At 37.2% G+C, this 13,260-nt stretch carries 9 protein-coding genes; 1 reads left to right on the top strand and 8 read right to left on the bottom strand.

Going from position 1 to position 13,260, the window contains the following annotated elements; all coding sequences use genetic code 11:
• The first annotated feature begins 105 nt into the window (after positions 1 to 105).
• Positions 106 to 1,614, top strand: a complete 1,509-nt coding sequence (locus tag ABVC65_RS03160) for a xylulokinase (protein WP_004120974.1) — start codon at positions 106 to 108, stop codon at positions 1,612 to 1,614.
• 196 nt (positions 1,615 to 1,810) lie between these two features.
• On the opposite strand, the gene mmsB is transcribed toward ABVC65_RS03160, so the two are convergent.
• The 8 genes from mmsB to ABVC65_RS03120 all read right to left on the bottom strand — a co-directional run bounded on the left by mmsB (position 1,811) and on the right by ABVC65_RS03120 (position 13,168).
• The gene (gene mmsB, locus ABVC65_RS03155) at positions 1,811 to 3,040 is read right to left on the bottom strand and encodes a multiple monosaccharide ABC transporter permease (RefSeq protein WP_004120989.1); all 1,230 of its coding nucleotides are present in this window, start codon (positions 3,038 to 3,040) and stop codon (positions 1,811 to 1,813) included.
• Positions 3,041 to 3,106: 66 nt separating this feature from the next.
• On the bottom strand, positions 3,107 to 4,651 hold the full coding sequence (locus ABVC65_RS03150; protein WP_353582916.1) for a sugar ABC transporter ATP-binding protein: 1,545 nt from the start codon (positions 4,649 to 4,651) through the stop codon (positions 3,107 to 3,109).
• Positions 4,652 to 4,783: 132 nt separating this feature from the next.
• Entirely contained in the window at positions 4,784 to 5,887 is a 1,104-nt protein-coding gene (locus ABVC65_RS03145) for a substrate-binding domain-containing protein (RefSeq protein ID WP_435528273.1), read from the bottom strand.
• A 228-nt stretch (positions 5,888 to 6,115) separates the two neighbouring features.
• Positions 6,116 to 7,465 (bottom strand): xylose isomerase, encoded by a 1,350-nt coding sequence (gene xylA, locus ABVC65_RS03140; protein ID WP_004120995.1) that lies wholly within the window; start codon positions 7,463 to 7,465, stop codon positions 6,116 to 6,118.
• A 609-nt stretch (positions 7,466 to 8,074) separates the two neighbouring features.
• Entirely contained in the window at positions 8,075 to 10,081 is a 2,007-nt protein-coding gene (locus ABVC65_RS03135; RefSeq protein ID WP_353582571.1) for a glycoside hydrolase family 36 protein, read from the bottom strand.
• Positions 10,082 to 10,244: 163 nt separating this feature from the next.
• Entirely contained in the window at positions 10,245 to 11,294 is a 1,050-nt protein-coding gene (locus tag ABVC65_RS03130) for a LacI family DNA-binding transcriptional regulator (protein WP_004116267.1), read from the bottom strand.
• A gap of 84 nt (positions 11,295 to 11,378) precedes the next feature.
• Entirely contained in the window at positions 11,379 to 12,152 is a 774-nt protein-coding gene (locus ABVC65_RS03125; protein ID WP_020760477.1) for a carbohydrate ABC transporter permease, read from the bottom strand.
• Positions 12,153 to 12,280: 128 nt separating this feature from the next.
• Positions 12,281 to 13,168, bottom strand: coding sequence for a carbohydrate ABC transporter permease (locus tag ABVC65_RS03120; RefSeq protein ID WP_004573746.1), 888 nt, complete (start codon positions 13,166 to 13,168; stop codon positions 12,281 to 12,283).
• Positions 13,169 to 13,260: the final 92 nt, after the last annotated feature.

Genomic DNA, 13,260 nt, shown 5'->3' with positions numbered 1-13,260 from the left:
TCTAACTAATTGCAAATCAGCGAGTGCAATTTTTGCGCAATTGCCTTCAGATGAATAGAAAAAATAAAAATGTCAAAAAGAATAACAGTCTACACAGGAGTAACTATGACACAAATACTTGTTGCTGGAATTGACACATCAACTCAATCAACAAAAATACGAATTACAGATGCCGAAACAGGAAAATTAGTACGTTTCGGACAAGCAAAACACCCAGAAGGAACCAGCATACACCCAGATAGATGGTGGGAAGCGTTCCTAAAAGCAAAAGAACAAGCTGGAGGACTAGATGACGTTAGCGCATTGTCAGTCGGAGGTCAACAACATGGTATGGTACTTCTAGACAAGCAAGGAAACATTGTTAGAGATGCACTACTATGGAATGATACTCGTTCAGCACCAGAGGCTACACAGTTAATCGAGAGTCTACAAGGTAAATCAGAACAAAACACTGATAAACAAAGCCAAACCCTTGAAGGAAAGCGCAACTGGGTTCGTGCAGTTGGATTATCCCCTGTAGCGTCATTCACAGTAACAAAAATTGCTTGGGTAGCCAATCATGAACCTGAACTAGCAAATAAAGTAGCGGCTATTTGTTTACCTCACGATTGGCTAAGCTGGAGAATTGCAGGATATGGTCCATCTAGCACTTCTAATCATTCTTGTAGGGATACTATTGGACTTGATAAACTTTTCACGGATCGCTCAGACGCTTCTGGCACAGGATACTTTGATTCAACCACTAATAACTACAGACGAGATTTGATAAAACTTGCATTCGGTAGAGACGATGTAATTTTACCTAAAGTTTTAAACCCTAACGAAATAGGAGCATATGCAGATCCAGAAATAGCAGGTAAAAATGTGGCCGGAGGATGCTTAATAGCTCCTGGAGGCGCAGATAACGCTATGGCTGCTTTAGGCTTAAACATGGGAATTGGAGATGTATCTATATCACTAGGAACATCAGGAGTAGCCGCAGCCGTTTGTCAAACACCAATATACGATATGACTACTGCAGTTGCAGGTTTTGCCGACTGCACTGGACACTGGCTTCCATTAGCATGCACAATTAATGGTTCGAGAATAATAGACGCTGGATGCAAAGCACTAAGCGTCGACTACGAACAATTCGCAAATCTATCAGCACAAAGCATACCAGGAGCACAAGGAATTACACTTATACCATATTTTGACGGAGAACGCACTCCAGATAGACCAAATTCTACGGCTAGTATATATGGGCTAACATTAGCAAACACAAAACCTTCTAACATAGCGCGCGCTTTTACAGAAGGATTGTTATGCTCTCAGCGCGATTGTTTGGAATTAATAAAATCACTAGGAGTCACAGTAAAAAAGATTCTACTAATTGGAGGTGGTGCAAAATCATCAGCAATACGAGCATTAGCACCATCTATATTAGGAAGTGATGTCACTTTACCAAAAACCGACGAATATGTTGCTATCGGTGCTGCAAGACAAGCAGCTTGGACTCTTTCAGGTAAAGAGTATCCACCTATTTGGCAGAATGAAATAGAAACAACTTTGTCTGGAGAACCTAACGAAGATATATACAAAAAGTATTTACATTACCGCAACTTAGAAAAATAAATAAAATAAACATTCCAATATGACATTTATTTGAAAATGCTCTGTTATAGCACATTGTTCAATGTAATATAACAGAGCATTTTAATATATGCATGTGTATTTAAAAATATAAAAAGTGCATGCACCTTACGATACATGCACAATTTTGATTACAATAATTTAATTACAATAATTACTAAAGCTGCAATTACTAAAATTACTTTTTGCGCTTCTTGCTAATCAAATCATAGGCAACAGCAGCAACAACCACCAAACCTTTAATAGTTTTGACAATAGCGGCATCCGCACCCATAATAGACAAGCCCTGATTGAGAACACCCATGATTAATGCACCAACCATAGCGCCAGGAATCGTACCAGTTCCACCAGAAACAGCAGCACCACCAATGAAGCATGCAGCAATAGCATCCATCTCAAATTCTTGCCCAGTTGCAGCGGTAGCAGATGCAAGTCGGGACAATGTTACAACAGACGCTATTGCTGTAAGAACACCCATCGTTAAGAAAATCTTGAAATCAACCAATTTAGTATTTATGCCAGAAAGAATAGCTGCTTTTCTATTTCCACCAACAGCATAAATATCACGACCAAAAATCATGCGATTCAGCACGAACCAAAAAACTCCAACGAGAACCGCAATAATAACCAATACTATTGGTATACCGCCTTGCTGAGAATTTCCAGAAGATGCCAATAAATAAGTGATAAAACCAATAGCTGCAACAGATACAACAATTTTCGTAATAGTAAACGAAAGTGGCTCAATCAATAATCCAGTCTTCAACGACTTCGCTCTCTTACGCAGTTGCACAACAATTACACCTACAATAGCAAGAGCACCTACAACGATAGTTAATCCATCATATCCGCCCCAGAATCCAAAAATATTAGGAAGATAATCTTTTGCAATAGCTCTAAATTCGCGAGAACGTAATGGAATAGACTCACCTGCAACAACAGTTGCCAAACCTCTAAAGATCAACATGCCACCTAAAGTGGTTACGAATGCAGGAACTTCAACATACGCTACCCAGAATCCATGCCAAGCACCTATTAATAAACCTATAAAAAGCATGAAAGCGATTGCAAGCATCCAATTCATTCCCCAATGCTTCATAGCAAAAGCACCTAAGCCACCAATGAATGCAACAGCAGATCCAACAGATAAATCAATATGTGTAGCAACAACAATCATAAGCATACCGATTGCCGTAATCATAACATATGCATTTTGTTGGAATAATGCAACAACATTATTTGGATACAACAACCTATTGCCAGTCAACACTTGGAAAATAATGATAACAGCAACGAGAGCAAGATAAATACCGTAAGAACGAGCATTCCCCAGCAATAGCTCTTTTAATCCAGGAGTACCAATAGCTGTATTTTTCTTCTTTGAATAAGCAGATATTGATCCAAACATAATATCCTCTTTCTTTGCTACGCAACGATGCGAAGTTTAATTACTAATAAAATCTGATAGATTGAACTATTCAACGGTAAATGACTTCTCATATTCCAATGGAACATCACAAGTCATATACTTCATTAATTCTTCTTGATTTGTCTCATGAGCATTCAAACAAGCTGTAATTTTGCCTTGACTCATCGTGTATATACGATCACATATACCAAGCAATTCTGGCAATTCCGAAGAAATAACAATTATCGCACTACCAGAATCTGCTAACTTGTCGATAATCTCATAAATGTCATACTTAGCGCCTACATCAATGCCACGCGTAGGCTCATCAAGAATAAGAAGCTTAGGCTGAGTTGCCACCCATTTTGCCAATACGACCTTCTGCTGATTACCGCCTGAAAGATTACCTACTGGCATTTCAATAGTGTTACACTTCATACGAAAATCGTGACGATATTCTTCAGCAACTTTCGCTTCCTTATGTCTATCAATAACACCTAGCTTACTAACTGACTTTAAATTAGCTAATGACGTATTTTCTCGAATAGAAGCTAATAAATTCAATCCATAAACTTTACGATTTTCTGTAGCATATGCCACAGCATGATCAATTGCAGAACGAACAGAATTGAATTTAACCTCTTTGCCATCTAAGTACAATTTACCAGATGCATTAGTGCCATATTGTCGACCAAAAACACTCATCGCAGTTTCGGTTCGTCCTGCACCAATCAATCCAGCTAAGCCAACAATCTCACCCTTACGCACATTGAAACTAACATCATTGGCAACTAATCGTTTTTCATCTAACGGATGATGCACTTTCCAATGTTCTATTCGAAAAGCCTCATTACCAATTTTTGCAACATGCTCAGGATACCTATTAGTAAGAGGACGACCTACCATATGGCGAATCAACTCATCTTGATCCAATGGATGCTGATCATCAACATCAATATGAGTAATTGTCTTACCATCACGTATCACTTGTACAGCATCAGCAATATAAGCTATTTCATTAAGTTTATGGGAAATAATAATAGCCGTAATACCACGCTCACGACGCAAACGATCAATTAGATGAAGCAAATTTGCAGAATCCTCATCATTTAAGGCTGCAGTAGGTTCATCAAGAATTAAAAGCTTTACATCTTTCGTCAAAGCTTTCGCGATCTCAACAAGCTGTTGTTTACCAACACCAATGTTAGCAATAAGATTACTTGGATCTTCATCCAATCCAACAGTTTTCATAACTTCGCGAGCAATACGATATTGTTCAGTATCATCTATAGCAATTCCCTTTTTAATCCTATTGCTGAGGAAAATATTATCAGCAATACTCATATACGGAACTAAAGCTAACTCTTGATGAATGATAACAATTCCTTTTGCCTCAGAATCACGAATCGTTTTAAATTTACAAACATTACCTTCATAAATAATGTCTCCCTCATATGTTCCATGAGGATATACACCAGAAAGAACATTCATCAACGTTGATTTACCAGCGCCATTCTCTCCACATATTGAAAATATTTGTCCACGTTGAACTTTCAATGTTACATCTTCAAGCGCTGTAACCGAACCAAAACGTTTCACGATATGACGCATTTCAAGGATGACATCTTGTTTGTCAGTCACTGATTTTTTCCTTTCCTAATGAAATACGATATTGTCGCAACTGAACCAGTATCAAATGCACTCGGCTACATAATTGTTTAGCAGCCGAGTGCTCAACTAGTATCACAAACCAGCATCAGCTGCCGAGATATAGCCAGAATCAACAAGCTCTTTCTTGGCATTTGTTTTATCTACAGATACTGGTGACAGAAGAACAGAAGTAACATCCTTATTACCGTTATTAAAGACATCCTTTGTATTTGGCTTCTTACCATCAACAAGATCTTTAATCATTTTTGCTGTAGCCTTAGCGAGCTTACGCGTATCTTTATACACTGTCATCGCCTGTTTGCCTTGAACAATTGCGGCAACATTAGCCTTTTCAGCATCTTGACCAGTAATAATTGGGAAATAATTCCATCCAGCAGACTCAACAGCGTTGACAGTACCCAACGCAATAGCATCATTTGGCGCAAGAACTGCATCTAACTTCGTACCATCGTTATAGAAGGAATTAATGCGGTTTTCCATTTCAGCCTGTCCCTTTTGCCTATCCCAATTGTCAATACCTATTGACTTCCAATCATCAAGACTCTTTGGAACTTTGCCGGACTTAGATTTCAAGACACCAGATTTAAAATAAGGCTCTAGCACTTTCCAAGCACCTTCATAATAATATCTAGCATTATTATCTGTTGGAGATCCAGACATCAATTCGACATTAAATGGTCCCTTTTTACCTTCCTTAAGACCAAGCTTGTCTACAATGTACTCTCCCTGCATACGACCAACATCTGTCAAAGAGAATGTAGCATAATAATCAACAGCATCAGTGTTCATAATCAAGCGATCATAGGCAATAACTTTTGCACCATTAGACTCAGCAAGCTCAGCAGCGGCTCCAGTAGCAGTTCCATCGATTGATGCAATAACTACATAATTTGCACCTTGATTTGCCATATTCTGAATTTGAGAAGACTGTAAATCAGTTTTACCATCAGCATATTGCAGGGTGACTTTATAGCCAAAATGCTCAAGTTCTTTCTTAAGATTCTCGCCATCAATCTGCCAGCGTTCCAATTGCTGTTCTGGCATAGAAATTCCAACACTAATCTTTCCAGTCTTATTAGCAGCTCCACTAGCACCACCTCGCGTAGAAGGAGCTCCACAAGCAGCAAATGGCAACAACATAGCCAATGCGCCGGCGATACCAATAATCTTTTCCACTTTTTCATCATTATCCCTTTCGGCTTTGAACGGAATATTATTTAGTAAATAACGACAAATTGTAAAATATCTTTTCAAATACTTACATACAACCAAGCGTGTCACCCCGAAAAAATCAGAGCGACACGCCAAGTTAGGAGGAAGGAAGAGAATGACGCAATAACTCTAACAAATATTTTGTTATTAAATATTCATACTTTTACTCAGTCATACTAGATACAGTTTGAATCACCCTTCTCTTAGCGCATCAATAATGTAATTGTTAATCGTTGCCTTCACTGATTCAAGATGATCAGATTTAGTTGCAGCAATCAACTTTTCTTGAGGAATATCCAAAGCATATTCTTCAAGAGACGACAAGCTGGCTGTGCCGTTTTCTACAGTTAAGCCAATACCAGAATCATATGAAGAGTAACGATCTGCCTGTAAATTCTCAATGAATTTATCTTCATGCATTTTTGCAGCTACCAACAAACCTGCTGCAAATGAATCCATACCAGCAATATGAGAACGGAACAAATCCTCAGCATCAAAAGACGTACGACGTGGCTTAGCATCAAAATTAAGACCACCATGAGGACCAATCGACCCTTCTTGCAAAACTTCCCACATTACAGTTGAAGTTTCATAAAGATCAGTTGGGAATTCATCCATATCCCACCCAATAAGCTTGTCACCTTGGTTTGCATCCAAAGATCCAAGAACACCTGCTTCTCTAGCAGTACGAATCTCATGTTGATAAGTATGACCAGCTAAATTAGCATGATTACCTTCGAGATTCAGCTTAAATACATCCATCAAATCATATGTTCTCAAGAACGCGATTGCAGTCGAAGCATCAAAATCATACTGATGCATCGTTGGCTCTTTAGCCTTTGGCTCAATCAAGAATTGCGCATCAAAACCAATTTCCTGCGCATAATCATGGCACATGTGGAAGAATTTTGCCATATGTTCTTGTTCGCGCTTCATTTGTGTATTCCACAGGTTTTCGTATCCTTCACGACCACCCCAGAATACATAATTTTCAGCACCTAAGCGTTTGCCAATCTCTAAACTATGCTTTAGCTGACCTGCAGAGTATGCATAAATATCCGCGAATGGAGACGTTGAAGCGCCAGACACAAATCTAGGATTTGTAAACAATGACGAGGTATTCCATAGCAATTTAATACCTGTTGACTTCATATTCTCTTCAATTTTATCAACCACACGATCGAGATTACGATTGGTTTCACGAAGAGTATCACCTTCTGGAGCTATGTCGCGATCATGGAAGCAGAAATATCCTACCGACAATTTCTGGAAAAGCTCAAATGCATAATCGACTTTAGCTAAAGCCTCATCCATAGGATCACTATATTTGCCATAATACGGTCTATGAGCTGTACCAGTTCCAAATGGATCAACAAGAGTTTGGTCGAAAGTATGCCACCATGCAACAGCAAAGCGCAACCAATCTTTCATCTTTTTTCCAGCTACAACTCTATCTGCATCGTAGTAGTGAAAAGCTAGACCCTCCTTTGGACCTTGCGCTCTACCTACATATTCGATCTTATCAATATCCCATAAACTCATATTGCTCCTTTGCTCAAACCAGCACGACTTCATGCCGATATCAATATAGTAAAATGATTAACCTAAGTTTGTCAAATGATTTTACTATTTCGGCGTTTCTTACAAATTTACTTGAGACTAGAAAAATAGCTTAATTAAATCAGCAAGCAACACATGCCAATAAATCGTAGATAGATAAATAAAAGACATAAATAGTACTAGAAATAATAAATACATAAATAGAGATAACTCATACATGTAAATTACATACAAAATCAATGAATTAGATGATACCAAATACACAACAATATGATCAAAAGGTCAAAACATGAGAACATAAGGATTAAGCCAGCGTTTGTTCCCTTTTGAGCAAATCTGACTACAAACTCGGGCAAAAATACACAAACATGGGCAAAGCGGCATAAAGCTCATGTAAAACACAAACTTCATGCCGCCCTATAGGAGAAAGCTACGAGAATTTTTGTTTGCCACTTATACTGTCCACCATAAATCACTCGTAGCCGCGATGACAATTAATCAATAAGTCACATATATAAACCCTTAATTCCGGATTATCAAAAACATATCAATTTTTAAACTCTGCATTAACTCCTGCAAAATTTTCTCATTCTAGTCAAAAACAATAACAGCCGCTTCAAAATCATGAAGATTACTTATACACAAGCTATCGCCATCGAACGATATTTTTATACTTTCTGACATAAAAGTTTCTATATTTTTATCCACAAATTGATGTGGAATAGGCAATATAACTTTACAAGGTGATTTAGCAAAAGTATGCAGCACAACAAACAGAGGATTATTACAATCCATAGGTTTCCTTATGATTGCTTGCCAACCTTTAGGACTACGATAGCTGACTATTCCACTACCAATCCAACTGCTTATACCGCAATCGATTGTTTTATTAATTTTTTGATACAGACCTATAGCCTTATCTATTAACCTCCATTGCCAATCAGATAAACTTTCAACATCCCCAGATAGGCACAATCTACCTAGAAAACCCGTACAAAGCCTATAAATGACAGCATTCTCATCGAGATTTTCCCTCATCACTGCCCAAATTTGCGATTGTCTCGGCAAAATCATCCTATGCATATTGGCTGCAATGATAGGAGATTCAATACATTCATGTGCATCAGAGAAGCTAGCCATTGAAGCAATTTGCATAAAAGATTGAACTAATCTATGACCACCAGCTGAACATATTTCAATAACAAGATTAGGTAAAGATTTTCGTATTTCATCAAAGAAAGACATAGTAGCTTGAATATGCGAGTAAAGACCATCACCAAGAGAGTTACAATCACACCTATAATCGCAATCTAAGGTTTCACAACCTATGCCTATAGAGTCATTGTAATCCACTTTAAGGTAATCAATTTTATTTTCTTTCAAGAAATTAATTACTCGCACACGTAAGTATTCTCTTACATTTTTATTTCTCATATCCCAAAAACGACGTTGCCCTGACGTTATAGGAACACCATCCCTTTTAAGCAGCCATTGCGTACGATTGAATAAGGATTCTTCATCTTCTCCCACTGCTTCAAATTCAAACCATATTCCAACTTTTAAACCTAAGTTATGAAGCCTTTCTACAACATATTTCATACCGTGAGGAAAAGATTGCTTATCAACACACCATTTTCCGAACCTTATTGCAGTATCAAACGACTCATGATCAAACCAACCAGCATCAATAACAACATAGTCAATATCATGCTTACTTATTATTTTAGATTGCGAAAGAACACTTTTCTCAGTAGGCAATCCCCATGTTGAGCAATATTCATTAAAAATTATAGGAAGATGTGCCTTCTCATTTTTCGGCAGAGATAAATTCTCACGAGTATGTTCCAATAAACATTGAGATGCTAAGTCAACTCCACCTTGCACTACAGTTGCGATAGCAGAAGGAGCAGTAAAAGATTCCCCAGGGTTAATTGTATGCATCCAATGACCAAACTCACGATCTGCAATACCTCCAGATATAGAAAGACCATTATCGCGCCTATATATTTCCATCTGCCAGCTAGAAGCATGAGTTGTTGATACAGCCCATGTAACATTATTTACAATATCTTCTATTGCAATAAAAGGAGCCCACTCTCTCACGGGGAAAGACCCTACACTTCCAAACCGTAAAGAATTTGCACTATGCTGTTGCCAATCAGGCTCTAGCTGAAGATCTTCTGGTCTTTCTGTGATTAAACGTCCCTCTGCACTCCAAGTACTATGAAGTCTGTGTATTCTCATGCTTTCTGCTGCAAGACCTGTCAATAATGGCGATAGAGAACCTAAAGTAAAACTCGACAACATCTCTAACGTAACGGGTTTATTTCCACAATTTTTTACTTCTGTAGTGATCTCTATAGTTGACGAACAAGCTCCAAATTGCAAATTATGAATATACTGTACATGTCTACTGTCTTCTAATACTGTAGTAATAAACGAAGATTTGCCTCTCATAACGCAATTCTGAGAAACGAAATGCATACCCTGCACCGTAGATGAATTTCTCATTGTTCTGCCTTGCGCGAAACCATCTGGATAAGAATCACCAACAATTTTCGCTTGTACTAATGGTTCTGGCTTGCAATCATCACGCATTGCTTTATCGGCAAATCTCTCTGGAACCAATACAAAATCAACGTTATCGCAACCTATATTTCGATAAATAACCGATATCCCATTATTTGTAAAAATTTTAGTTTTCAACACCATATTTATTCTTTCACCTGATTAACCACTAGCAACACAAAATCCATATAAACTATCCATTTTTACGATAACGAGTAGATTCACGAATAACTAATTGCTCTGTATTATGACCTATAAAATGTGGCTCATCTTTATCTATTACTGCTTTACCATTTGACTGATCTAGAATTATCTGAGCAGCATAAGCTCCAAAAAGTTCAAAATCTTGGTGCCATGTAGTTAATGCTGGAACAGATAATCTAGCAATTGGGTTATCGTCAAATCCAATAACATTTATATCTTCAGGAACATGTTTACCAACTGAATATAAACCACGCATAACTCCTAAAGCAATTTCATCATTACCAGCAAAAATAGCAGTTACATCATTGCGCCTGCCAAGAGACACACCAATTTTTTCAGCATCTAATGGATCCCACGAGGTTTTATATGGATTTGGTATTACTGCTCCAGCTTCCTCTAAGGCTTTTTTCCAACCAGATTGCCTAGTTTGCTCTTCATCTTCTTCTGGAGGCGCAACATAATAGACAGTATCTGATCCGAGAGATAACAAATATTTTGTTATCGCATATCCACCCTGATCATCGTGAGTGAACAATTGATACTGTCCCTTACGCCTATTCCCACCAATAAGAACAATTGGTAAATCTTTCTGCGCATTTCTAATAATTTCATCACACGCTATTCCATATCGAGGTTGATCAATTATTATTCCCAATGGATTAGTACTTAATGCTGACTTAATACATTGCTTAAGAGTATAAGGAGATTGATGCTCATCAAACAAAATAACGTTAACCACAACTCCTGATTGCGAAGCTATTCTTTCAACGCCTTTTATGCAACCAACAACGCCATATAGTAAATCTTGACCAGCGAAAAATGTTATTACATTAGATCGCTTTGAAGCTAAACCTTGCGCCAGCAATGACGGATGATAATCAAGTAATTTAATAGCATTAGCAATACTTTCCCTCTTAGCTGGCGTTAAACTCTCAGAATGATTAAGATACCTAGATACAGACGATGTAGATACTTCAGCAAGCTTAGCCACATCACTAATAGATGGCGGTTTATTATTATTGTTCGACCTCTTTGTCACAATATAATCTCCCATCAAAACCACAATTTAATATTAAAACTACTAATTAAATCTAACAACCAATGCAACCACAAATAGCAGCTACTACTTTACTGCACCTCCAGTAATACCACTGATTATCTTTCGCTGTGCTATACCAAAAACTATAAGCAATGGCAGACTCATAAGAACTATATACGCAAAAATCAAATGCCAATTATTAAGATACAATCCAGCGCTAGCAACATTATACAAATTAAGAGGCAATGTACTCATCTTTCCAGAAAGTATAAATAGAGCGTAAAAAACGTCATTCCATATATAGAGTATAAGAAGAATGGTTGCAGTAGCAATTGTTGGTGCAAGAAGCGGAAGAATTAGCATGAAGAATATTCTAATAGGCGAAGCACCATCTACCCTCATCGATTCTTCTAAAGCCGTAGGTATAGTACGAATAAATCCAGTTACAAAGAATATAACTGTAGACAAATAAATACCAACATAAACGCAAATCATTCCTACTGCAGTTCCAGAAAGACCAATCATTTTCAACAGCATCATTACTGTAACTACGGCAGGAGGCAATATTAGCCCAGATATACCTACAACATACAAAGCTGCAACAGGCTTAGTTGCACGTCTTGCTAAAACCCACGAAGCCATTGACCCGACAAATATAGCAATAAACACAGATGGTAACGTGACAATTATAGATCCAAAAAATGCCGCTAACATTTTCCCATCACGTATGACAGTCAAAAAATTTTCAAGCAAATGCCATTGTTTAGGAACAGACATACTAAGTTTCAGTGCTTCACTCTGTGTTTTACCAGCGGTAATTATCAACAGCCAAAATGGAATTGCAAGAAATATAATCATGATAAAAATTACAAAAATATCATGAACTACACGTCGAGCAACGCGATTAATCTTTGATAATCTAACAGAACTATTGGAATTTACAATCGTCTGATTGCGAAAACATAAATTTAACAAACGCATTAACATCAGAAAATATTCCTTTCCCTACGGCGTAGAATATATATAACAGGTAAAGCAATAAGTGCTACTAAAATGAAAAGAATCATACTCATTGTTGTCGATTGAGCATATAATCCTTGCCCAAATGTACGCCAAATAAAGATGTTAAGAATTTCTGTAGAACCACCAGGTCCACCCTTTGTCATAGCCTGCACCATATCGAATCCATTTAATGAACCAAGTAAACTTGTCGCAACATTAAACGTGAATGCGGGAGCTAACAGAGGGAATTTAATTTTCCAGAAAATCTGACCGCTACTTGCACCATCAATATAAGCAGCTTCAAGAACATCTGAATCAATAGTTTTTAATCCTGCAAGGAATATAAGCATTGACAAACCCATCCACTTCCATCCTTGAACGAACGCAATTGTAATGATTGCAGTATGGGTATTAGCCAATAATCCAGTAGTTATACTATGACCAAATATACCTGAGAGAATCTGATCTAGCGCACCTGAATTTTTTAAAACTGCCTGCCAAATATATCCAACAGCTAATGCAGACATAATTACAGGGATAAAAAACATTATTCTTGCTAATCTATTTAACAGAGTATCCTTTTCTAACAAAACAGCCAAGAATAATCCAAATACATTTTGAAAAATAGCAATACATATGGCATAAAACAATGTTATTTGTATATCTTTCATTAAGATTCCGTTTTGGAATAATGAAAGAAAATTATCAAAACCATTAAAATTAATCGTATTTTTAAAAGCAGACCAATCAGTAAATGCATAAACAAAATTCATAATTGTTGGAGCAATAAAGAAAACTGTCAGCATAACACCTGCAGGAATCAAAAAAGCTAAGGGGTAATTTTTTCTCATTAAACTACTATGAGTACCCATAATAAATACCTTTCAAATAACTTCACGCAGACAGATGAATATAATTCAATACCCGCTATAGGTGATTAAGAGATTTAAAAAATAAATCTCTT

The organism is Gardnerella vaginalis, from assembly GCF_040427915.1.
Lineage (GTDB): Bacteria > Actinomycetota > Actinomycetes > Actinomycetales > Bifidobacteriaceae > Bifidobacterium > Bifidobacterium vaginale_C.
This window is presented reverse-complemented; position numbering and strand designations above follow the sequence as displayed.

Excerpts from the sequence above, each read along its gene's own strand:
- ABVC65_RS03160 (WP_004120974.1), top strand. The coding sequence starts at position 106 with ATGACACAAATACTTGTTGCTGGAATTGACACATCAACTCAATCAACA.
- mmsB (WP_004120989.1), bottom strand. The coding sequence starts at position 3,040 with ATGTTTGGATCAATATCTGCTTATTCAAAGAAGAAAAATACAGCTATT.
- ABVC65_RS03150 (WP_353582916.1), bottom strand. The coding sequence starts at position 4,651 with ATGCGTCATATCGTGAAACGTTTTGGTTCGGTTACAGCGCTTGAAGAT.
- xylA (WP_004120995.1), bottom strand. The coding sequence starts at position 7,465 with ATGAGTTTATGGGATATTGATAAGATCGAATATGTAGGTAGAGCGCAA.
- ABVC65_RS03135 (WP_353582571.1), bottom strand. The coding sequence starts at position 10,081 with ATGCGTGATGATTGCAAGCCAGAACCATTAGTACAAGCGAAAATTGTT.
- ABVC65_RS03125 (WP_020760477.1), bottom strand. The coding sequence starts at position 12,152 with ATGATTATATTTCTTGCAATTCCATTTTGGCTGTTGATAATTACCGCT.
- ABVC65_RS03120 (WP_004573746.1), bottom strand. The coding sequence starts at position 13,168 with ATGGGTACTCATAGTAGTTTAATGAGAAAAAATTACCCCTTAGCTTTT.